The sequence below is a fragment of the Xanthomonas sp. WHRI 7064 genome, assembly GCF_040202355.2.
Taxonomy (GTDB): Bacteria; Pseudomonadota; Gammaproteobacteria; order Xanthomonadales; family Xanthomonadaceae; genus Xanthomonas; species Xanthomonas arboricola.
On the sequence record NZ_CP167821.1, the window covers coordinates 1,848,928 to 1,868,847 of the forward strand.

The 19,920-nt window shown below is 64.6% G+C and carries 18 protein-coding genes; 11 read left to right on the forward strand and 7 right to left on the reverse strand.

Annotation, left to right across the window (positions count from 1 at the left end):
• From ABQY74_RS08000 to ABQY74_RS08015, 4 genes are read right to left on the reverse strand one after another with little or no spacing between them, the layout of a single operon-like run.
• On the reverse strand, positions 1-987 hold the full coding sequence (locus ABQY74_RS08000) for an ABC transporter permease (protein WP_039520498.1): 987 nt from the start codon (positions 985-987) through the stop codon (positions 1-3).
• On the reverse strand, positions 984-1,859 hold the full coding sequence (locus tag ABQY74_RS08005) for an ABC transporter ATP-binding protein (RefSeq protein ID WP_046342254.1): 876 nt from the start codon (positions 1,857-1,859) through the stop codon (positions 984-986). The genes ABQY74_RS08000 and ABQY74_RS08005 overlap by 4 nt, the downstream gene beginning before the upstream one ends.
• A complete protein-coding gene (locus ABQY74_RS08010; protein WP_003483692.1) occupies positions 1,856-2,218 on the reverse strand; it encodes a GntR family transcriptional regulator in 363 nt (120 codons plus the stop codon). Before ABQY74_RS08010 ends, ABQY74_RS08005 begins: the two co-directional genes overlap by 4 nt.
• Positions 2,219-2,220: 2 nt before the next feature.
• Entirely contained in the window at positions 2,221-2,469 is a 249-nt protein-coding gene (locus tag ABQY74_RS08015) for a hypothetical protein (RefSeq protein WP_166772365.1), read from the reverse strand.
• 134 nt (positions 2,470-2,603) lie between these two features.
• Here ABQY74_RS08015 and ABQY74_RS08020 point away from each other — a divergent pair, with 134 nt between their 5' ends.
• The 11 genes from ABQY74_RS08020 (at position 2,604) to ABQY74_RS08070 (ending at position 14,674) form a co-directional block, all read left to right on the forward strand.
• Positions 2,604-3,161, forward strand: coding sequence for a glutathione peroxidase (locus ABQY74_RS08020; RefSeq protein WP_349793738.1), 558 nt, complete (start codon positions 2,604-2,606; stop codon positions 3,159-3,161).
• 90 nt (positions 3,162-3,251) lie between these two features.
• Entirely contained in the window at positions 3,252-4,223 is a 972-nt protein-coding gene (locus ABQY74_RS08025; protein WP_349793736.1) for an FKBP-type peptidyl-prolyl cis-trans isomerase, read from the forward strand.
• Positions 4,224-4,247: 24 nt separating this feature from the next.
• Positions 4,248-5,597, forward strand: coding sequence for a UDP-glucose/GDP-mannose dehydrogenase family protein (locus tag ABQY74_RS08030; protein ID WP_024939343.1), 1,350 nt, complete (start codon positions 4,248-4,250; stop codon positions 5,595-5,597).
• Positions 5,590-5,826, forward strand: a complete 237-nt coding sequence (locus ABQY74_RS08035; protein ID WP_024939344.1) for a SlyX family protein — start codon at positions 5,590-5,592, stop codon at positions 5,824-5,826. The genes ABQY74_RS08030 and ABQY74_RS08035 overlap by 8 nt, the downstream gene beginning before the upstream one ends.
• Positions 5,827-5,844: 18 nt before the next feature.
• Positions 5,845-6,582, forward strand: a complete 738-nt coding sequence (locus tag ABQY74_RS08040) for a DUF2058 family protein (RefSeq protein ID WP_349793734.1) — start codon at positions 5,845-5,847, stop codon at positions 6,580-6,582.
• Positions 6,583-6,808: 226 nt separating this feature from the next.
• Positions 6,809-8,905, forward strand: a complete 2,097-nt coding sequence (locus ABQY74_RS08045) for an acyltransferase family protein (protein WP_349793732.1) — start codon at positions 6,809-6,811, stop codon at positions 8,903-8,905.
• Positions 8,906-9,038: 133 nt separating this feature from the next.
• Complete coding sequence (locus tag ABQY74_RS08050) at positions 9,039-9,884, forward strand: transporter (protein ID WP_349793730.1); 846 nt, start codon at positions 9,039-9,041, stop codon at positions 9,882-9,884.
• Positions 9,885-9,992: 108 nt separating this feature from the next.
• Positions 9,993-11,165, forward strand: coding sequence for a LacI family DNA-binding transcriptional regulator (locus ABQY74_RS08055; RefSeq protein ID WP_349793834.1), 1,173 nt, complete (start codon positions 9,993-9,995; stop codon positions 11,163-11,165).
• A gap of 13 nt (positions 11,166-11,178) precedes the next feature.
• Positions 11,179-12,489, forward strand: coding sequence for an L-fucose:H+ symporter permease (gene fucP, locus ABQY74_RS08060; protein WP_039511711.1), 1,311 nt, complete (start codon positions 11,179-11,181; stop codon positions 12,487-12,489).
• Entirely contained in the window at positions 12,486-13,472 is a 987-nt protein-coding gene (locus ABQY74_RS08065; RefSeq protein WP_047125615.1) for a carbohydrate kinase, read from the forward strand. The genes fucP and ABQY74_RS08065 overlap by 4 nt, the downstream gene beginning before the upstream one ends.
• Positions 13,469-14,674, forward strand: coding sequence for an AGE family epimerase/isomerase (locus ABQY74_RS08070; protein ID WP_349793728.1), 1,206 nt, complete (start codon positions 13,469-13,471; stop codon positions 14,672-14,674). The genes ABQY74_RS08065 and ABQY74_RS08070 overlap by 4 nt, the downstream gene beginning before the upstream one ends.
• Positions 14,675-14,818: 144 nt before the next feature.
• Here ABQY74_RS08070 and metH read toward each other — a convergent pair whose 3' ends face one another.
• From metH to ABQY74_RS08085, 3 genes are all read right to left on the reverse strand, one after another.
• Positions 14,819-17,572, reverse strand: a complete 2,754-nt coding sequence (metH, locus tag ABQY74_RS08075) for a methionine synthase (RefSeq protein ID WP_349793726.1) — start codon at positions 17,570-17,572, stop codon at positions 14,819-14,821.
• A 154-nt stretch (positions 17,573-17,726) separates the two neighbouring features.
• Positions 17,727-18,866 carry a homocysteine S-methyltransferase family protein gene (locus ABQY74_RS08080; protein ID WP_349793724.1) on the reverse strand — a complete coding sequence of 380 codons (1,140 nt, stop codon included), beginning with the start codon at positions 18,864-18,866 and terminating at the stop codon, positions 17,727-17,729.
• Positions 18,863-19,858: a metalloregulator ArsR/SmtB family transcription factor gene (locus tag ABQY74_RS08085; protein WP_024940812.1), complete on the reverse strand. Its 996-nt coding sequence runs from the start codon at positions 19,856-19,858 to the stop codon at positions 18,863-18,865. Before ABQY74_RS08085 ends, ABQY74_RS08080 begins: the two co-directional genes overlap by 4 nt.
• Positions 19,859-19,920: the final 62 nt, after the last annotated feature.

Sequence of the window (19,920 nt, forward strand, 5' to 3'; positions counted from 1 at the left end):
TCAGGCTTCGGAGCGCCGACGGCGCAGGTAGATGGAGGCGGCGATCAGCACAACGCCGATTGCAGCGCCGATCCAGATGTCCGGATTGCCGTAGACCCGTGCGCTGTCGGTGTGCTGCAGCGCCCACTGCACCAGGTCGCTGGGGTTCTGCATCGCGCTGCTGTCGAGGTTGCCGCTGACCGCGCGCGGCGACCAGGTGCCGGGCAGGGCGCTGAGCAGGCCGCGGTAGCCGACGATGTACCAGATCCAGCCGATCGGCAGCGAGATACCCGGCATCGCCGAGAGGATGCTCAGCATCACGCAGGCAAGCAGCGGGAACAGCACCGCCCACAGGAACGGCTTGCTGGTGGCCCAGGCCGAGCAGAACATCAGCCAGCCCACCGTCGGCAACGCCCACAGCAGACTCATCGGCACGGTCTTCAGCAACAGCCACAGCAACGAGAACGGGTGCGAATGGGTCGCCAGTGCCCAGGGGCTGGGGACGCCGGCGATCGAGGCGCCCACGATGGCGATCAGCCACAGTGCCAGGCCGACCAGCACGCCAATCACGATGGCGATCAGCGGCGCCAGCAACAGCGCCCAGGCTGCCTTGGACAGCACCGTCTGCACATCGGACACCGGCAGCGATTTCCAGAACAGCACGCTGCGGTCGCGGCGGTCGTCGTACAGGCTGCCCAGCGAATAGAAGAACACCACGAACGCCAGGACCACCGAGGCGATGCCGATGCCGCCGAGCAGCAGGCCGTCGCCGACCTGGCCCAGGGTGCGCGTGTATTCGGCCAGATCGTCCATCGTGATGCTGTCGCCGATCATGTTGCGACGCGCGCTGATCGCGCCGATCACCGCGCCCAGCAGCGCGAAGAACACCGCGATGCCGCCGGTGATGATCTGTGCCCAGACGAAACCGCCACGGTGTTCCCAGTACTCGCGTTTGAGCAGCCAGCCGAACGTGCGTGCGGGAGAAGCTTGGTGGGTGAGTGCATTCATGCGTAGGTCCCCTTCATGACCGCAACGAACAGGTCGGCAAGGCCGGGATTGCGGGTTTCGCCAAAACGGGCGAGCTGCGCTTTCGGCACGCCATCGAACAGCATCACGGTCTTGCCGAACGGCAGGCTGCGCTCGTCGATCGGCTGCAGGCCTCTGGCGGCGTCGAGATGCTCGGCACCCACCAGCACTTCGGTGTACCGCTCGGCCACGTTTTCCATGTCGGCGGTCAGCACGATGCGGCCGTCGCGGATGAACATCACATCGGTGAGGATGTGTTCGATCTCTTCAACTTGGTGGGTGGTAACGATGATGGTCTTCTGCTCGTCGAAGTAGTCCTCCAGCAGGCGCTGGTAGAACTGTTTGCGATACAGGATGTCCAGGCCCAGGGTGGGCTCGTCCAGCACCAGGATGCGGGCATCGATGGCCATCACCAGCGCCAGGTGCAACTGCACGATCATGCCCTTGGACAGTTCGCGCACCCGCGACTTGCGGTTGAGCTGCGTATTGGCCAGGAAGCGCTCGCACTTGGCGCGATCGAAGCGCGGGTGCACGCCGGCGACGAAGTCGATCGCCTCGCCAACCCGCAGCCAGCGCGGCAGTACCGCCACGTCGGCGATGAAGCAGACCTCGTTCATCAGTGCGTTGCGCTGGGTACGCGGATCCATGCCGAGCACGCTCAGGTCGCCATCGAAATCGGTCAGCCCCAGCACCGCCTTGAGCGCAGTGGTCTTGCCGGCACCGTTGGGGCCGATCAGGCCGACGATGCGCCCGGCGGCGATGGTGAAGCTGGTGTTGTCCAGCGCGAGCCGATGCTTGTAAGCCTTGCGCAGGCCACGTGCGTCGACCACATGGTCGGAGGAGACGGCGGTCATGGTGTTTTTCCCTGTGGCAACAGATCGTCGATGGACAGTCCCAGGCGCTGGATGCGTTCCAGCACTGCGGGCCATTCTTCATTCAGGAAACGCTCGCGCTCGCTGCCGCGCAATTTCTGTGCGGCCTCCGGGGTCATGAACATGCCCAGACCGCGGCGTTTCTCCACCAGGTTCTCGTCGGCCAGTTCCTGGTAGGCGCGCGAGACAGTGATGGGATTGAGTTGGTAGTCGGCCGCCACCTGCCGTACCGAGGGCAGGGCGTCGCCAGGCTTGAGGATTCCATCGAGCATCATGGCAATCACCCGTTCCTTGAGTTGGCGGTAGATGGGAGCGCCGTCGCTCCATTGGATGTCGTTCATGGTCAGCTCCGTGGACGCAGAACCTGCGCGAAGGAGAAATAGGGCATCGACAGCGAAGCGCGCAGGTGCCGGCTGGGCCGGGTGCGCGCATCGGGGGGAGTTGTCGCGTTTTCCGTAACCGCCTCCGACACGCCATAATCGGCGCCGGATTCCGTGACCTGACTGGAAGCGGCTCCCAGGCAACCAATGGCGAACAGGGCGCTGCCGAACAGCAGCAATGGAGCTGGTCGCGTGAAGCGTGTGCTGTTCATGCTTTCCCCTGCGTTGGATGACTGGTGTTGTATTAAACTATAACACCGACACGCAGGCAGTCAACTGCCTGTCATACCCAACTGATGGCACCCCGCGTCGGCGGGTGGCCCGGACCTATCGAAAGGGATCGCTCATGTTGCTCAAGCGTCTGCTGGTCGTTGTATTCGCTGGCTTTTTCTCCGCCTCGGCGCTGGCCGCCGGCGCGCCGGTGCTGGATCTGGACTACCGGCCGCTGGCCGGCAAGGCGCCAATCAACCTGAACCGTACCTACGGCGGCAAGGTCCTGATGGTGGTCAATACCGCCAGCAAGTGCGGCTACACCCCGCAGTACGAAGGGCTGGAGGCGCTCAACCAGCGCTTCGGCAGCCGCGGTTTTTCGGTGCTGGGCTTTCCGTCCAACGATTTCCAGGGGCAGGAACCCGGATCTGAGAAGCAGATCCAGGAATTCTGCACGCTGACCTATGGCGTCAAGTTCCCGATGTTTGAGAAGGTGCATGTGCTGGGTGCACAGGCCACGCCGCTGTATCAACGGCTGACCCAGGCCACCGGTGTGGCGCCGGGCTGGAACTTCCACAAGTATCTGATCGGGCGCAATGGACGGGTGGTGGTGCAGTTCCCCAGCAAGATCAAACCGGACGATCCGAGCGTGCTGGCGGCAATCGAACGCGAGCTCAACGCGCCGTCGCGCTGAGCACGGCGCTCGCAAGGCCACGCGCACATGCGACAATGCGCATTCAGCGCCGGCGTCGGCGTGTCTTTTCACTTTCGGGAAGTGCATCGAATGAAGATGGGAAAGCGCGGCGCGGCGGCGTCGCTACTGATGGTGGCACTGTCGGCATCGATGCCGGCGATGTCGCAGCAACCGGCCGCAGCGGCCACCAAGGAGAAGCCAGTTTTGAATGCATCGTCTGAGAAGAGCACGCGCGACAACGTCAGCTACGCCATCGGTATGGACGTGGCACGTTCGTTCGAGCCGATTGCCCAGGACATCGATGTGAGCGCACTGCAACGCGCCATCGAGAATGCATTCAAGGGCGGCAAGCCGCTGTTGTCCGACGAGCAGACCCAGGCCACCGACACCGCACTGCGCACGGCGCTGGCGGCGCGTAACGGCCAGCAGGTCCCGGGCATGGCGCCGGGTAGCGCGCCGGCCGCGCCGTCCAAGGAAAATGTCGGCCTGATGCTGGGCGATCGCGCGGTCGGTCCGTCGCTGGCCGGCATCAAGGACGAGATCGATCTGTCGATCCTGATGGAAGCGGTGCGCACCGTGTTCGCCAAGGGCACCACGCGTCTGACCCAGCAGGAAGCCGCTGCCACCATGCAGGCGTTCGCCTCTGCCAAGCAGGGCGCTGCCGGTGCCAAGAATCGGGAGGAAGGCAATGCCTTCCTGGCCAAGAACAAGACCGAGAAGGGCGTGATCACCACCGCGTCGGGCCTGCAGTACATGGTGCTGCGCCAGGGCAGCGGCGAGCGTCCGATGCCCACCAACACGGTGCGCGTGAACTACGAAGGCAAGCTGCTCAACGGGCAGGTGTTCGACAGCTCCTACCAGCGCGGCCAGCCGGCGGAGTTCGGTCTGAATCAAGTCATTGCAGGTTGGACCGAGGGTGTCGCGTTGATGCCGGTCGGTTCGAAATACCGTTTCTGGATTCCATCCAACTTGGCCTATGGCTCGAACGGCACGCAGGGGGGGCCGATCGGACCAGACGCAACGTTGACGTTCGATGTCGAACTGATGGGTATCCTTCCCTGATCCCCCACAGGAGTACCCCCACCCATGCGAGTTGCGATCTTTGGTACCGGCTATGTTGGTCTTGTCACCGGTACCTGTCTGGCGGAAGTAGGTCATCACGTTATCTGCGTGGATATCGACCAGGCGAAAGTTGATGGTCTCAATCGTGGGGTGATTCCCATCTATGAACCCGGCCTGGAGCCGATGGTGAAAGCCAACCACGCCTCTGGCCGGTTGCGCTTCACCACCGATGCGGCCGAGGCGATTGCGCACGGCGAAATCACCTTCATCGCCGTGGGCACGCCGCCGGACGAGGATGGCAGTGCCGACCTGCAGTACGTGCTGGCGGTTGCGCGTACCGTCGGTCGCCATATCGATGGCCCCTCGGTGGTCGTCAACAAGTCCACCGTGCCGGTCGGCACCGCCGACAAGGTGCGCGTGGCGATCCAGGAAGAGCTGGACGCACGCGGCGTGGACCATGAGTTCGATGTGGTCTCCAACCCCGAGTTCCTCAAGGAAGGCGACGCCGTGGCCGACTGCATGCGTCCGGATCGCATCGTGATCGGCGCCAAGAAGCCGGCGGCCATCGCCCGCATGCGTCGTCTGTATGCGCCGTTCAACCGCAACCGCGACCGCATCGTGGAGATGGACGTGCGTTCGGCCGAGCTGACCAAGTACGCGGCCAACGCAATGCTGGCGACCAAGATCAGTTTCATGAACGAGATCGCCAATATTGCCGAGCGTGTCGGTGCGGACGTCGAGCACGTGCGTAACGGGATCGGTTCGGATCCGCGTATCGGCTGGCACTTCATCTACCCCGGCGCCGGTTATGGCGGCTCGTGCTTCCCGAAGGATGTGCAGGCACTGGCCAAGACCGCCGAACAGTACGGCATGGAGCCGACCCTGCTCAACGCGGTGGAAAGCGTCAACAACGCGCAGAAGGGGCATCTGTTCGAACTGGTGCAGCGGCATTACGGCGCCGAAGGCACGGGCAGCATTGCCGGCAAGACCTTCGCGGTGTGGGGCCTGGCGTTCAAGCCCAATACCGACGACATGCGTGCCGCGTCCAGCCGCCGTTTGATGGAGCAGTTGTGGGAAGCCGGTGCCACCGTGCGTGCCTACGACCCGGAAGCGACCCATGAAGCCAAGCGCATCTTCGGCGAGCGCGACGACCTGACCTTCTGCGACGAGGCATTTGCCGCACTGGAAGGCGCCGACGCCCTGGTCGTGGTCACCGAGTGGAAGCAGTTCCGCAGCCCGGATTTCGGCAAGATCAAGCAGGCCTTGAAGGACGACGTCGTATTCGACGGCCGCAACCTCTACGACCCGCAGGAAATCGAAGCCGCAGGTCTGGCCTACTACGCCATCGGACGAGGCCGTTCGTTGCATGCATGAGCAACTCTCGCCGCGCGACCAGGAACTGGACGCGCGGTTGGTTGAACTGGAAACGCGCCTGTCCTTTCAGGAGCAGGCGCTCAATGAACTGAGTGAAGCACTTGCGGACGCCCGTTTGACGGGCGCCCGCAATGCCGAACTGATCCGCCACCTGCTCGAGGATCTGGGCAAGGTGCGCTCCACGTTGTTTGCCGACGCAGCGGATGAACCGCCGCCTCCGCATTATTGATTGCAGATTGCCACCGCCATGAGCGATACCTTACGTGACCAGTTGCTTGGGTTGGGCTTCAAGTCCGCACCCAAGCCCGAACGCAAACCCGACGCACGGCCTGCCGCGCGTCAGCATGGCAACGGTGGCAGGCCTGCGCCCGGCGGCAACAGGCCGGGTGGCCAGGGCAGGGGACCGCAGCGGCCGCATGCCGCTGCGGCGACCGACGGCAGGGGCGAGCGCAAGAATGACGGCAGGCCGGAGCGTCGCAACGATGGCAAACCGGCAGGACCGCAACGTCCGCCGCAATCCACGGCCGACCGCCGCGGACCCAGGCCGGCACGCACGCGTGAGGACATCGACCTGGCCAAGGCCTATGCGATCCGCGCACAACGCGAGAAGGACGAGCGTATCGAAGCCGAGCGACTGAAGCAGGAAGAAGCACGCCTGCGTCGCGAGGCCAAGGCCAAGCTCGAAGAGCTGCTCAAGGACAAGGGGCTCAATCATGCCGATGCGGATATCGCCCGGCATTTCCCGTATGGCGGCAAGATCAAGCGTATCTACGTGACTGCCGATCAGCTCAAGTCGCTCAACGCCGGCGAGCTCGGGGTGCTGCAGCTCAACGGCCGTTATCTATTGGTGACTGCCGAGGTACTGGCCGACGCCGAAGCGGTATTCGCGCCATCGGTGGCATTGAAGGTGGACCCGAATGCGCCGGCTGGCGAAGACCCGTATGCCGATCCCCAGTACCAGGTGCCCGACGACCTGGTCTGGTAAGGCTGCGTAGATAGTTTTTGTTGGCACATGGGCACCTGATGGGTGCCCATCTGTTGAGTGGCGGTCAACCCGATTGCGTGGCCGCCGAGTGGATGCAGTCGATGCGTCAAGGCAGGGGATATAGTTCTCCTGCATTGCGGCCCGTATGCGTTTTAGAGTGCGCGGGTCGGCCGCTCGCGATGGGGTCGGCCGCTTGTGTGCAAGTGACGAAATTTCAAGGATCAGGATGACGCGCTCGGCGACAGGGAATGCTTACTTCGCGCATATCGACGGATTGCGTGCATTGGCGGTGCTGTCGGTCATCGCCTATCACCTGGACGCCAGCTGGTTGCCCGGTGGTTTCACCGGCGTCGATATATTTTTCGTTATCTCGGGGTTTGTGGTCAGTGCGTCTGTCGATCGATTGCCGCGCATTGCGGTGGCCGCCGAGTTGGCGCGGTTTTATGCGCGCCGCTTGCGGCGTATCGCACCGGCCTTGCTGGTCTGCGTGCTGGTCACCGCGCTGTTTTCGACCTTGTTCATTCCCGAGTCGTGGCTGAGCGAAGCCAGCACCAAGACCGGACGCATGGCCTTGTTCGGGCTGAGCAACTGGGTGTTGGCCAGCGTCGGCCAGGATTATTTCTCGCCGCGTGCCGAGTTCAATCCGTATACGCAGACCTGGTCGCTGGGCGTGGAGGAGCAGTTCTATCTGCTGTTTCCGTGGATGTTCCTGGCCTGGATGCGTGGCGGTGCCGGACGCGCCTGGTCGCTGGGCCTGTTTGTGCTCGCCAGTGCGGCCTCGCTGGGCTATGCCTGGCAGCGCACGCAGGTGCCGGGACACGAGGTCACTTCGTTCTATCTGACCACCGCACGCTTTTGGCAACTGGGTGCCGGCGTGGTGTTGTTCCAGCTGATGGCACTGCTGCGCCGCCGCGACGGGCAGCGTGCGTTCGCAGCAGGCATCGGCCTGCCTGCACCGCTGCGCGCAGTGCTGTTGCTGTTGGCCTTGGCAGGCATCGGCAACGGACTGTGGAATGCGCGGCCTGGGCATTCGCCCTGGAGCGATGGCCTGGGGCCGGTGGTTGGCACGCTGGTGATGCTGGCGTTGCTGCATCGGCACAGCGAGGGCTGGATCGGGCGCGTGTTGTCCGCCAGGCCGGTGGTAACGATCGGGCGCATCTCGTATTCGTTGTATCTGTGGCACTGGCCGGTGCTGGTGCTGCTGCGCTGGACGATCGGGCTGGATGCGGTGGCGGCCAAGCTGCTGGCGCTGGTGCTGACGGTCGTTTGCGCGGCGGCGTCGTATCGCTGGGTGGAACTGCCTTGGCGCAATCGGCGTATGGGTGGCTGGTCGACCGTGCGCGTGGTGATGGCCGGCCTCGCTGCGTTGGTGCTGGCCTTCGGCGTGCAATCGGCAGTGATCAAGTCGACGCCGTATACCTCGTTGAGTGTGGTCAGCCGCCACCCGCTGGATTGGTATGCGTATGCGCGCGGCTTGCGCAAGGAGCTGCCGGACTGCCGTCTGATCGCCAGCAACGCATCGGTGGGCGGTCAGCCGGTGCGCATCTTCGCGCGCGGGCAGTGTTCGCGTCCTGCGGCCAGCCAGCGCCAGGTCTTTGTGATCGGCGATTCGCATGCGCTGGCCTACAACGAAATGCTGCGGCGTTTTCCGTTGCTGGAAGGCGGCAGCGTGCGCATGTATGGCGTGGCCGGGTGTGCGGTTGCATCGATGCAGCCGGGTGGTCAGGGCGCAGGTTGCGACGCGTTCCTGCGGCCGGCGCTGGAGGACGTGGCGGGCAGGGCGCGTGCGGGCGATGTGCTGTTCCTGCCTGGTTTGCGGGTGCCGCGGCTGGCCGAGCAGGACGTGTTGTTCGACCTGCACGGCAATATCGCCACGCTGCAGAGCGAGCCGGCACAGCGCGAGCGCGATGCGACGGTGGCGGCGACGATCGCATTGCTGGCACCGGTGCAGGCGCGGGGCGTTCTGGTTGTGTTCGAAGCGCCCAAACCGGTGCTCAGGGCACCGCCTTACCGATGTTCGGACTGGTTCAATCGTGGCAATGCGATCTGCGCCAACGGCATGCAGATCGAGCGCAAGGAGATGGAAGACTATCGCGCGCCGGCGCTTGATGGATTGCGTCGCATCGCATCCGGGCTAGGGGGCGCCAGCATCTGGGACCCGCTGCCGTCGCTGTGCGATGCGCAGGTGTGCGCGCCGACACAGCAGGGCCGGCCGCTGTTCTTCGATGCCGACCACTTGAGCGGGTATGGCAACCGTGTGCTGCTGCCGGGTTTCGCGGCGCATCTGCGTGGCTTGCCGGCGCCGGCACCGGTGGCTCAATAAAGGACCGGCTGCTCAGGAAAGGTTGACGTGCTGTCGATACACGGGCCGGTCACGGCGCGCGCGGCACCATCGCCGCGTTATTGGTCGACGCAGCCGGGTATGGTGCCCACTGCGTCGCTGCTCACCCCTGCCGATGGTGCCGCGTATGTCCATGTTGTCGAAAGAGTTGAAGTCCCGTGCCGCTGCGTCGGTTGCGTCCACCGCGCGTGGCGCTTCGGGTTTGCAGGCGACGCGCGCCACGGTGTTGGCCGCTGCCATGCTTGCGTTATGCGGGATGAGTGGGCAGGCCGCTGCACAGACGGAGGATGCTCCCGCGTTTGACCGTCCCGGCATTCCGTTTGCCGCCGAAGTGCTGCAGCCGGGCGTGTTCGCCTGGGAGCAGGGTTTGCCGGATGCGAGTACCGATCGCAGCGACGGGCAGCGAATCACCCAGTACACCGCCGATACGGTGCTGCGCCTGGGCTTGTTCCAGAACATGGAACTGCAGATCGGAAGCGACAGCTACAACTGGCAGCACCGTGGCGGTGCGCATGTGCGTGGCGGAGGCGATAGCCATATCGGCCTGAAGGTGGCATTGCCGTCGCAGTCGGACAGCTTTCATTGGGCCGCGCTCGGCAGCTACAGCGTGCCGACCGGCAGCGCTGCCTTCAGTGATGGCTACGCGCGCGAACTGGGCGTGACCGCGTCCTGGGATCTGGCCCAGCAGCGCGCACTGGCGCTGTACGTCAACTATGCGCGCGACAGCGATGGGCATACCTGGACCTTCTCGCCCAACTACACGTTCTTTTCCGGCGAGCATTTCAGCAGTTATGTCGAGGCAGGCTTCGATACCGGCAGCGAGCATTCGCGTGTGGCCGGCGCCGGCGGTGCCTGGCAGCTGCCGCACGCGATGCAACTGGATGTCTCGGTGCTGCGCGGGCTGACCTCGGAGAGCCCGGACTGGCAGGGTGGAATTGGCCTGTCGATTGCCTTTCAGTGATGGGATGATGCAAGGCGGCGGCGACGTCGCGGCCGCTGCCTATGTTGCACTGCCGCATGCATTGAGTGCGCGGAAAAGGCCTAATTGGATCGATCCAATCGACGCCAGATGCATGCGCACTTCTCTCATTGCAAGGTCGGCAACGTGACGCGTGCCAAACCGGCACCCTCCACTTCGGAGGACGGCGACGCGCGCCGCAACGGACGCGGGGCGGTGACCCTGCGCGATATCGCCAGTGCCATCGGCGTGTCGCGCGCGACGGTGTCGTTGGTGCTGCGCGGCAGCCCGCTGGTGCATGCGACCACGCGCGCGCGCGTGGAGGCCGAACTGGATCGGCAGCACTACGTCTACAACCGTGCTGCGGCCAATCTGCGCTGCCGCACCTCATCCAGCATCGCGCTGGTCATCAACGATCTGTCCAATCCGTTCTTTGCCGAATTCGCCGCAGGCGTGGACGAAGCGCTGGGCGCGGCCGGTTATGTGACCCTGCTCGGCAGCACCGGCGAATCGACGCAGCGCCAGCAGGCGGTGCTGACCTCGTTGATGGAGCACACCCCTGCCGGCATCATCCTGTCGCCGGCCGAAGGCAGCCAGGCACAGGCGCTGACCCAGGTGCTGGGGCGACAACACAACGTGGTGTTGTTCAACCGCGAAGTGGAGGGCGCTGGCTGGGATCTGCTGGCACTGGACAACGAGCAGGGCGCGTTGCTTGCCTGCGCGCATCTGATCGCGCAAGGCCATCGGCGCATCGTGTTCTTCGGTGGCCATGCCGAATCCAGTTCCTGTCGGCAACGCCGCGCCGGTTACGCGCGCGCAATGGCCGACGCCGGTCTGGCCGTGCATTACGTCGAATCCGCACCGAACAGACAGGATGCTGCGATGTGTGCCGGTCGCATGTTGGATAGCACCGGGCACGATCGCGCAACTGCGGCGGTCTGCTACAACGACAGCGTCGCGTTGGGCCTGATGGCGGCGCTGGCGATGCATGGCATCGTGCCGGGGCGCGATTTCGCGGTGACCGGTTTCGACGATATCGCCGAGGCTGCGTTGTTTACGCCCGCACTGACCACGCTGGCCGCAGATCCGCGCGCGCGTGGCCGCCAGGCTGCGCAATTGGTGTTGCAGCGTATCGGGAGTCCCACCCTTGCATCGCAGCGCCTGACCGCCGCAGTCGAATTGAAGATCCGCGCCAGCAGCGCCAGCGCGTCAATCTCCGTGGTTCCGCTTCACTCCCCCAGCGATTCCCCCGCCCACTCCCCCACCAAGGCCTCAGGCCGCTGACCAGGCAATTCCTATGGTTTCCCTTTCCACGCAGTCCACAGCGCCAAGCGGCAACAAGGCGCCCGTCAACAACGGCGTTGCGTTGTCGGTCGTCACCACGATCTTCTTCATGTGGGGCTTTCTCACCTGCCTCAACGACATCCTGATCCCGCATCTGAAGGCGGTATTCGAACTCAACTTCGCGCAGGCGATGCTGGTGCAGTTCACCTTCTTCGGCGCGTACTTCCTGATGTCGCTGCCGGCCGGTTGGCTGGTGGCCAGGCTTGGCTACAAGCAAGGCATCGTGGCCGGGCTGGCGGTTGCCGCGGTCGGTGCGCTGGGCTTCTGGCCCGCAGCCGAACTGCGCGTCTATGGCGCATTTCTCGGCGCGCTGTTCGTGCTGGCCACCGGCATCACCATCCTGCAGGTGGCGGCCAACCCGTATGTCGCGCTGCTGGGTCCGGAGCGCAGTGCGTCCAGCCGCTTGACCCTGGCGCAGGCGCTCAATTCGCTGGGTACTGCGATCGCGCCGCTGTTCGGTGGCTGGCTGATCCTGTCCAACACGGTGATGAGCGGCGACCAGCTCAAGGTGCTGCCGGAAGCCGAGCAACTGGCCTATCGCGTGCAGGAAGCGCAGGCCGTGCAGGGGCCGTACATCGGTCTGGGCATTGTGCTGTTTCTGCTGGCGATCTTCGTATTCCTGTTCCGTCTGCCGGCACTGACCGATGCGGGCGCGCAGAAGGATGAAAGCAGGCATTCGCTGCTGGATGCCCTGGCGCACCCGCATGTGCGCTTCGGTGTATTGGCGATCTTCTTCTATGTCGGTGCGGAAGTGGCGATCGGCAGCCTGATGGTCAACTATTTCTCGTTGCCGCAGATCGGCGGTTTCACCGAGCGCGAGGCGACCCACTACGTGTCGGCGTACTGGACGCTGGCGATGATCGGCCGCTTCATCGGTTCGGCCTTGCTGGCCAAGTTGTCGCCGCGCGTGCTGTTGTCGGTGTTCGCCGGGATCAACGCACTGCTGCTGGGCCTGACCATGGCCAGCGGCGGCATGCTGGCGGTGTATGCGCTGGTGGCGATCGGCCTGTTCAATTCGATCATGTTCCCGACCATCTTTACGCTCGGCATCGAGCGGCTTGGCCCGCTGACCGGCCGCGCCTCGAGCCTGTTGATCATGGCCATTGTCGGCGGCGCCATCGTGCCGTATCTGCAGGGCCTGCTGGCCGACAGCATCGGCCTGCACGAGTCGTTCGTGTTGCCGCTGGTGTGCTACCTGTACATCGTGTTCTACGGCATCTGGGGCTCGCGTCTGCGCGGTGCACTGGCGGAGGCACGCGCATGAGTGCCTTGAAGAACCGGGTGGTGTGTTTTGGCGAGGCCTTGATCGATATGCTGGCACTGCCGCAGGCCGGTCCGGATGAGGCACGCACGTTTGCGCAATACGCCGGCGGTGCGCCGGCCAATGTCGCGGTCGCGGTGGCGCGCCTGGGCGGTGCGGCGCATTTCGTCGGCATGCTGGGGCGCGACATGTTCGGCGATTTTCTGCTGCAGAGCCTGCAGCAGGCCGGCGTCGCCACCGATGGCATCGTGCGCACCGATCAGGCCAAGACCGCGCTGGCGTTCGTGGCGCTGGATGAAGCCGGCGAACGCAGTTTCAGTTTCTACCGTCCGCCTGCGGCGGATCTGCTGTTCCGGCCGGAGCATTTCGCCGCGGACGGCTTCACGCAGGCCGCCGTGCTGCATGTGTGTTCCAACAGCATGACCGAGCCTGCGATCGCGCAATGCACGCTGGACGGCATGCGCCGCGCACGCGCCGATGGCGCCATCGTCAGCCTGGATCTCAACCTGCGCCCGATGCTGTGGCCGCAGGATGTGGACCCGGCTGCACTGCTGTGGGAGGCGTTGGCGCTGGCCGATGTGGTCAAGCTCTCGCGCGAAGAACTCGATTACCTGGCCGGCACGCTCGATGGCGACGCCAGCGCGGTCACCCGCAAGCTCTGGCAGGGCCAGGCCAGCTGGTTGCTGGTCACCGACGGTGGTGGCCCGGTGCACTGGCAGACACGCACCGATTCGGGTCAGGTGCCGGCCTTCCGCGTGCAGGTGCGCGACAGCACGGCAGCGGGCGATGCGTTCGTCGGTGGCTTGCTGTTTCAGCTGGCGACGCGTGCATCCACGCTGGAGCAGCTGTCCGGCGATGCCGCTGCGATCACCGAGGTGATCCGTTTTGCCGCGGCGGTCGGCGCGCTCGCGGTAACGCGCAAGGGCGCGTTTGCGGCCATGCCGAGCGTCGATGAAGTCCATTCCCTGATCCAGGAACAATCATGAGCCGTTTGCCTGCGAGCCCCGCACCCGATTTCCGTTCGGCCGATGTACTGCGTCAGCATATCGCCGACACCATGGCGTTCTACCACCCGCGCGCGATCGACCCGGCGGGCGGATTTTTCCAGTATTTCCGCGACGATGGTTCGATCTACGATGCCGGGCATCGGCATCTGGTCAGCAGCACGCGCTTCGTCTTCAACTACGCGATGGCGTATCGCGAATTCGGCGATGCGCAGTACCTGCAGGCGGTGCGTCACGGCCTGGACTATCTGCGCAACGTGCATCGCAATCCGGCCACCGGCGGCTACGCATGGACCTTGCGTGATGGCGTGGTCGAAGACGACATGAATCACTGCTACGGCGTGGCCTTCGTGCTGCTGGCGTATTCGTGCGGCCTGAAGGCGGGCATCGAGGAGGCGCGCGCATGGATGGACGAGACCTGGCAGCTACTGGAAAAGCACTTCTGGGAGCCGGAATTCGGCCTGTACCGCGACGAAGCCGATGCGCAGTTCAACTTCACCAGCTACCGCGGCCAGAACGCCAACATGCACATGTGCGAGGCGATGATCGCCGCGTACGAAGCCAGTGGTGAACAGCGTTACCTGGACCGTGCGCTGTCGCTGGCCGACACCATGACCCGGCGTCAGGCGGCCAAGGCCGACGGCCTGGTGTGGGAACACTACGATCTGCAGTGGAACATCGACTGGGACTACAACCGCGACAACCCCAAGCACCTGTTCCGCCCCTGGGGTTTCCAGCCGGGCCATCAGACCGAATGGGCCAAGCTGCTGATGCTGCTGGATCGCTACGCACCGACCGACTGGTTGTTGCCGACCGCGCAACATCTGTTCGATGTGGCGGTGGAGCGCTCCTGGGATGCGCAGCGTGGCGGGCTGTATTACGGCTTCGATCCGGACGGCAAGGTCTGCGACGACGACAAGTATTTCTGGGTGCAGGCCGAATCGCTGGCGGCGGCGGCGCTGCTGGCGCAGCGCAGCGGCGAGCCGCGCTATTGGCAGTGGTACGACAAGCTCTGGGCGTATTCCTGGGAGTACATGATCGACCACCGCTATGGTGCGTGGTACCGCATTCTGGATGCGGACAACCGCAAGTACAGCGATGAAAAGAGCCCCGCCGGCAAGACCGATTACCACACCATGGGCGCCTGCTACGAGGTCTTGAACGTGTTGCGGCCGGCTGCTTGATGCTGGCGTGATCAAGGGCGCCGCCGTGCAATGCGTCGGCGCCGCGTAGGAGCGCACCCGGGCGCGATGCGGCTTTACCGGTAAAGCCGCATCGCGCCCGGGTGCGCTCCTACGATGTCTGCAGTCTGCAGTCTGCGGCTGTGCTTATTCCGGGTCGTAATCCAGATTCGATGCCAGCCAACGTTCGGCCAATGCCACGGTGATGCCCTTACGTTTGGCGTAGTCGGCTACCTGTTCCTTGCCCAGGCGCCCAACCACGAAGTACTGGCTCTTGGGATGGCTGAAGTAATAGCCGGAGACCGCTGCGGTGGGCAGCATCGCGAAACTTTCGGTCAGCGTCATCGTGGTATGACGCTCGGCATCGAGCAGGTCGAACAGAGTGCGCTTTTCGCTGTGCTCCGGGCAGGCGGGATACCCCGGTGCCGGGCGAATGCCGCGATAGCGCTCGGCGATCAGCGCCTCGTTGTCCAGCGTCTCATCCTCCACATAGCCCCAGAATTCGGTGCGCACGCGTTGATGCAGGCGCTCGGCCAGCGCCTCGGCCAGACGGTCGGCCAGGGCCTTGAGCAGAATCGCGTTGTAGTCGTCGTGTGCGGTTTCGAACCGCGCCACATGCGGCTCGATGCCGATGCCGGCGGTGACTGCAAACGCGCCGATCCAGTCCTGCTTGCCGCTGCTCTTGGGCGCGATGAAATCGGCCAGGCAGAAGTCGGGGCGGTCGACGGGTTTGTCGACTTGTTGGCGCAGGAAGTGCAGGGAATGGGGAATGGAGAATCGGGAATGGTCCGGCGCTGATGCATCGCCTTGCGATTCCCGATTCCCGATTCCCGATTCTGCAGGCTCGGTCAGCACGACAACATCATCGCCTACTGCATTGGCCGGCCATAGCCCGAACACCGCTTTCGCGGTCAGCCACTTTTCGGCGACGATGGTGCGCAGCATCTTGCGTGCATCGCGGTACAACTCGCTGGCCTGGCTGCCGACCACCTCGTCGCTGAGGATCGCCGGGAACTTGCCGGCCAGCTCCCAGGCCTGGAAGAACGGGGTCCAGTCGATCAGCTCGATCAACTCCTGCAGCGGATAGTCGTCGAACACGTGCAGACCCGGCTGGCGCGGGGCGGGCGGTGTGTAGGTGGCCCAGTCACCGTCGAAACGCTGTGCGCGTGCCTTTTCCAGCGACACCAGGCGTTTGGCGTCGCCGCGATTGCGATGGCGCGCGCGGATCTCTGCGTAGTCGGCATCGTTGGCGGCGACGAAGGCCTGGCGCAGGTCGCGCGAGATCAGCGATTGCGCAACGCCCACCGCGCGCGAGGCGTCCTTCACCCACACGGTGGGGGCGGTGTAGTGCGGGTCGATCTTCAAGGCGGTGTGCGCGCGCGAGGTGGTGGCGCCACCGATCAACAGCGGAATCTCGAAGCCTTGCCGCTGCATCTCGCGTGCGACATGCGACATCTCTTCCAGCGACGGCGTGATCAGGCCGGACAAGCCGATCAGGTCGGCATTCTCTGCGCGCGCACGGTCCAGTATCACCTGCGCCGACACCATCACGCCCAGGTCCACCACGTCGAAGTTGTTGCATGCCAATACCACGCCGACGATGTTCTTGCCGATGTCGTGCACATCGCCCTTGACGGTGGCCATGATGATCTTGCCGTTGGACTTGCCGACATCACCGGTCCGCAGCTTTTCCGCTTCGATGAAGGGCAGCAGGTACGCCACCGCCTTCTTCATCACACGCGCGGACTTGACCACCTGCGGCAGGAACATCTTGCCGGCGCCGAACAGGTCGCCGACCACGTTCATGCCGTCCATCAGCGGGCCTTCGATCACGTCCAGCGGGCGGGTGGATTGCTGGCGCGCTTCCTCGGTATCGGTTTCCACGAATGCGTCGATGCCGTGCACCAGCGCATGCGCCAGCCGCGCACGCACCGGCTTCTCGCGCCAGGCCAGGTCTTCGACTTTCGCCGCGCCCTTGCTGCCTTTATAGCGCTCTGCAATTTCCAGCAAGCGTTCGGTGCCGTCCTTGCGGCGATTGAGGATCACATCCTCCACGCGTTCGCGCAGCTCCGGGTCCAGCTCGTCGTAGATCGGCATGCCGCCGGCGTTGACGATGCCCATGTCCATGCCGGCCTTGATCGCATGGAACAGGAACACCGAGTGGATCGCCTGGCGCACCATCTCGTTGCCGCGGAACGAGAACGACACGTTGGAAACGCCGCCGGAAACATGGCAATGCGGTAGCGTGCGTTTGATCTGCCGGGTGGCTTCGATGAAGTCCACCGCGTAGTTGTCGTGCTCCTCGATGCCGGTGGCCACGGCAAAGATGTTCGGGTCGAAGATGATGTCTTCCGGCGGAAAGCCCACCTGTTCGGTCAGCACCTTGTAGGCGCGCGTGCAGATCTCGACCTTGCGCGCGCAGGTATCGGCCTGGCCCACTTCATCGAAGGCCATCACCACCGCGGCAGCGCCATAGCGCAGCACCTTGCGCGCCTGTTCGATGAACAGCGTTTCGCCTTCCTTGAGCGAGATCGAGTTGACCACGCTCTTGCCTTGCAGGCACTTCAGGCCGGCTTCGATCACGCTCCACTTGGAGGAATCCACCATCACCGGAATGCGCGCGATATCCGGCTCGGACATGATCAGGTTGAGAAAACGCGTCATCGCCTTTTCCGAATCGATCAGGCCCTCGTCCATGTTGACGTCGAGGATCTGCGCACCGTTGGCGACCTGCTGGCGCGCCACCTCCACCGCCTCTTCGTAGCGCTCTTCCTTGATCAGCTTGCGGAACTGCGCGCTGCCGGTAACGTTGGTGCGCTCGCCCACGTTGACGAACAACAGGTCCGGGGTGATGACCAGCGGTTCCAGGCCGGACAGGCGGGTGTGGCGGGGAGTGCTCATGCGATGCTCTGAAGAAGGGCGGCCGCGTTGCTAGCCCGGATCGGAAAAGGAAGTGGCGGGACGCAGTCGTCCGCACTCATCCGGCGCTGCACGCCTGCTTCCCCCGCGTGTGGATGAAGGTGCCCGAAGGAGGGATGAGCGTCAGCGCTCTGCATCACGCTGCCAGCTCCTGCGCACCAGGCAATTGCCGCGGCGGCAGGTCGGCGACCGCTTGGGCGATCGCACGGATGTGATCCGGCGAGGTGCCGCAGCAGCCGCCGACCAGATTGAGCAAACCGGCCTGCGCAAATTCGCGCAGGGTTTCGGCCATTTCTTCCGGGGTTTCGTCGTACTCGCCGAAGGCATTCGGCAGGCCGGCATTGGGATGCGCGCTGACGTAGGCGTCGGCAATCTGCGCCAGCGTTTCCACATGCGGGCGCAAGTCCTTGGCACCGAGCGCGCAGTTCAGCCCCACCGACAGCGGCCGCCCGTGCGCGACCGAGGCGTAGAACGCCTCGGCCGTCTGGCCGGACAAGGTGCGTCCGGAGGCATCGGTGATGGTGCCGGAGATCATCACCGGCAGGCGTCCGCCGCGTGCTTCGAACACTTCCTCGATGGCATACAGCGCGGCCTTGGCGTTGAGCGTGTCGAAGATGGTTTCCACCATCAGCGTGTCGGCGCCGCCGTCGATCAGGCCGTCGATGGCCTCGCGATAGGTGTCGCGCAAGGCGTCGAAGCTGGTGTTGCGGTAGCCGGGGTCGTTGACGTCCGGGCTGATCGAGGCGGTGCGGCTGGTGGGGCCGAGCACGCCGATCACGAAGCGCGGCTTGTGCGGGGTCAGCGCCTCGACTTCGTCGCAACAGGCGCGCGCGACCTGTGCGCCGGCCTTGTTCAATTCGTAGACCAGATGTTCCAGGTGATAGTCGGCCTGGCTCACCGAGGTGGCGTTGAAGGTATTGGTTTCCAGGAGGTCGGCACCGGCGTCCAGATAGGCGCGATGGATGCCGGCGATGATCTCCGGGCGCGACAGCAACAGCAGATCGTTGTTGCCTTTCAGGTCGTGGCCTTCCGGTGCGTGTGCGTGATCGCAGCCCGGGCCATGCACGTGCACCTGCGCACTGTCGTAACCGTCGGCAAAGCGGGTGCCGCGATAGTCGCGCTCCTGCAGATCGTGGCGCTGGATCATCGTGCCCATCGCGCCGTCGATGATGAGGATGCGTTCGGCGAGCGCGGCAGTGAGTCTGGCGGCGCGCTCGGGATGCAGCCAGGGCAGTGCAAACCAGATTGGAGATTGGGGATTGGATACCTGCGTCATGATTCAGCTCTCCGCGAAGCAGCGCCTTTGCTTTCAACGATTCCCGATTCCCGATTCCCAATTCCCGGCTTCACCGCAATCAATGAAATCACCTCGAAATGCGGCGGGCGCTTCTCGCGCGTCACCGTCTCCAGGCTGGACACGTCCAGCCCGGCTTTCTCGGCAAACCTGCGCAGTTCCTTGGCAGCAAAGCCAAGATTGACGTGGCCATAGGCGTGCACCGCGGCGCGGTGTTCGTGCTTGGCCAGGCTGCACAGCAGCAGCCGACCGCCGGGGCGCAGCACGCGCGCAGATTCGGCCACTGCCTGCGCCGGCTTGGCTGCATAGGTGAGCGCATGCATCAGCACTACCAGGTCGAAGCTGGCATCGGGAAACGGCAGCGCATGCATGTCACCCTCGCGCACTTCCACATTGCGCAGCTTGCGCAGGCGCTCGCTGGCGGCGGCGACCACGCGTGCGCTGGTGTCGATGCAGATGTAGCGGGTGGCATGTGGCGCCACCAGCTCGGCCAGCACGCCGTCGCCGGAAGCGATGTCGAGCACGTCGCCGGTTTCCAGCAGGGGCAGGGCGGTGCGCGCCAGCGCCTCCCAGGTGCGCCCCGGGGAATAATGCCGCTCCATGTCGCCGGCCACCGAGTCGGCCCAGTTCTGGTCGGCGGCGCGGTTGGCCAGCACTGCGGCCACGCGCTCGGCGTCCTGACGCAGCAGCGGATCGTCGCTGCCGGTGCTCAATGCCAGCCACAGGGCGCGCTGCGCCGGGTCCAGCGACACCTCGTCGAAACGGTAGTAAGCCGACACGCCGGCGCGGCGGTCGCGCACCAGCCCGGCTTCCTTGAGCTTGGCCAGGTGCGTGGACACGCGCGGTTGGGCCAGGCGGGTGATCGCCGACAGCTCGGCCACGGTGAGTTCTTCCTGCTCCAGCAAGGTCAGCAGGCGGACGCGGGTGGCGTCGGCAAATACCTTCAGGCGCGCCGACCAGTCTTCCAGATCCATGAATATCTCTATATCGCGATATGGAGATATTTTCGGCCGGGCAGGGTGTGGGGTCAACTACA

Bases quoted from the DNA above. Each gene is read 5' to 3' on its own strand.
- ABQY74_RS08040 (WP_349793734.1), top strand. From the start codon at position 5,845: ATGAGCGATACCTTACGTGACCAGTTGCTTGGGTTGGGCTTCAAGTCC.
- ABQY74_RS08005 (WP_046342254.1), bottom strand. From the start codon at position 1,859: ATGACCGCCGTCTCCTCCGACCATGTGGTCGACGCACGTGGCCTGCGC.
- ABQY74_RS08085 (WP_024940812.1), bottom strand. From the start codon at position 19,858: ATGGATCTGGAAGACTGGTCGGCGCGCCTGAAGGTATTTGCCGACGCC.
- ABQY74_RS08055 (WP_349793834.1), top strand. From the start codon at position 9,993: ATGCATGCGCACTTCTCTCATTGCAAGGTCGGCAACGTGACGCGTGCC.
- ABQY74_RS08020 (WP_349793738.1), top strand. From the start codon at position 2,604: ATGTTGCTCAAGCGTCTGCTGGTCGTTGTATTCGCTGGCTTTTTCTCC.
- ABQY74_RS08015 (WP_166772365.1), bottom strand. From the start codon at position 2,469: ATGAACAGCACACGCTTCACGCGACCAGCTCCATTGCTGCTGTTCGGC.
- ABQY74_RS08070 (WP_349793728.1), top strand. From the start codon at position 13,469: ATGAGCCGTTTGCCTGCGAGCCCCGCACCCGATTTCCGTTCGGCCGAT.
- ABQY74_RS08050 (WP_349793730.1), top strand. From the start codon at position 9,039: ATGGTGCCGCGTATGTCCATGTTGTCGAAAGAGTTGAAGTCCCGTGCC.
- ABQY74_RS08000 (WP_039520498.1), bottom strand. From the start codon at position 987: ATGAATGCACTCACCCACCAAGCTTCTCCCGCACGCACGTTCGGCTGG.
- ABQY74_RS08030 (WP_024939343.1), top strand. From the start codon at position 4,248: ATGCGAGTTGCGATCTTTGGTACCGGCTATGTTGGTCTTGTCACCGGT.
- ABQY74_RS08080 (WP_349793724.1), bottom strand. From the start codon at position 18,866: ATGACGCAGGTATCCAATCCCCAATCTCCAATCTGGTTTGCACTGCCC.
- ABQY74_RS08035 (WP_024939344.1), top strand. From the start codon at position 5,590: ATGCATGAGCAACTCTCGCCGCGCGACCAGGAACTGGACGCGCGGTTG.
- ABQY74_RS08045 (WP_349793732.1), top strand. From the start codon at position 6,809: ATGACGCGCTCGGCGACAGGGAATGCTTACTTCGCGCATATCGACGGA.
- ABQY74_RS08010 (WP_003483692.1), bottom strand. From the start codon at position 2,218: ATGAACGACATCCAATGGAGCGACGGCGCTCCCATCTACCGCCAACTC.
- fucP (WP_039511711.1), top strand. From the start codon at position 11,179: ATGGTTTCCCTTTCCACGCAGTCCACAGCGCCAAGCGGCAACAAGGCG.
- ABQY74_RS08065 (WP_047125615.1), top strand. From the start codon at position 12,486: ATGAGTGCCTTGAAGAACCGGGTGGTGTGTTTTGGCGAGGCCTTGATC.
- ABQY74_RS08025 (WP_349793736.1), top strand. From the start codon at position 3,252: ATGAAGATGGGAAAGCGCGGCGCGGCGGCGTCGCTACTGATGGTGGCA.
- metH (WP_349793726.1), bottom strand. From the start codon at position 17,572: ATGAGCACTCCCCGCCACACCCGCCTGTCCGGCCTGGAACCGCTGGTC.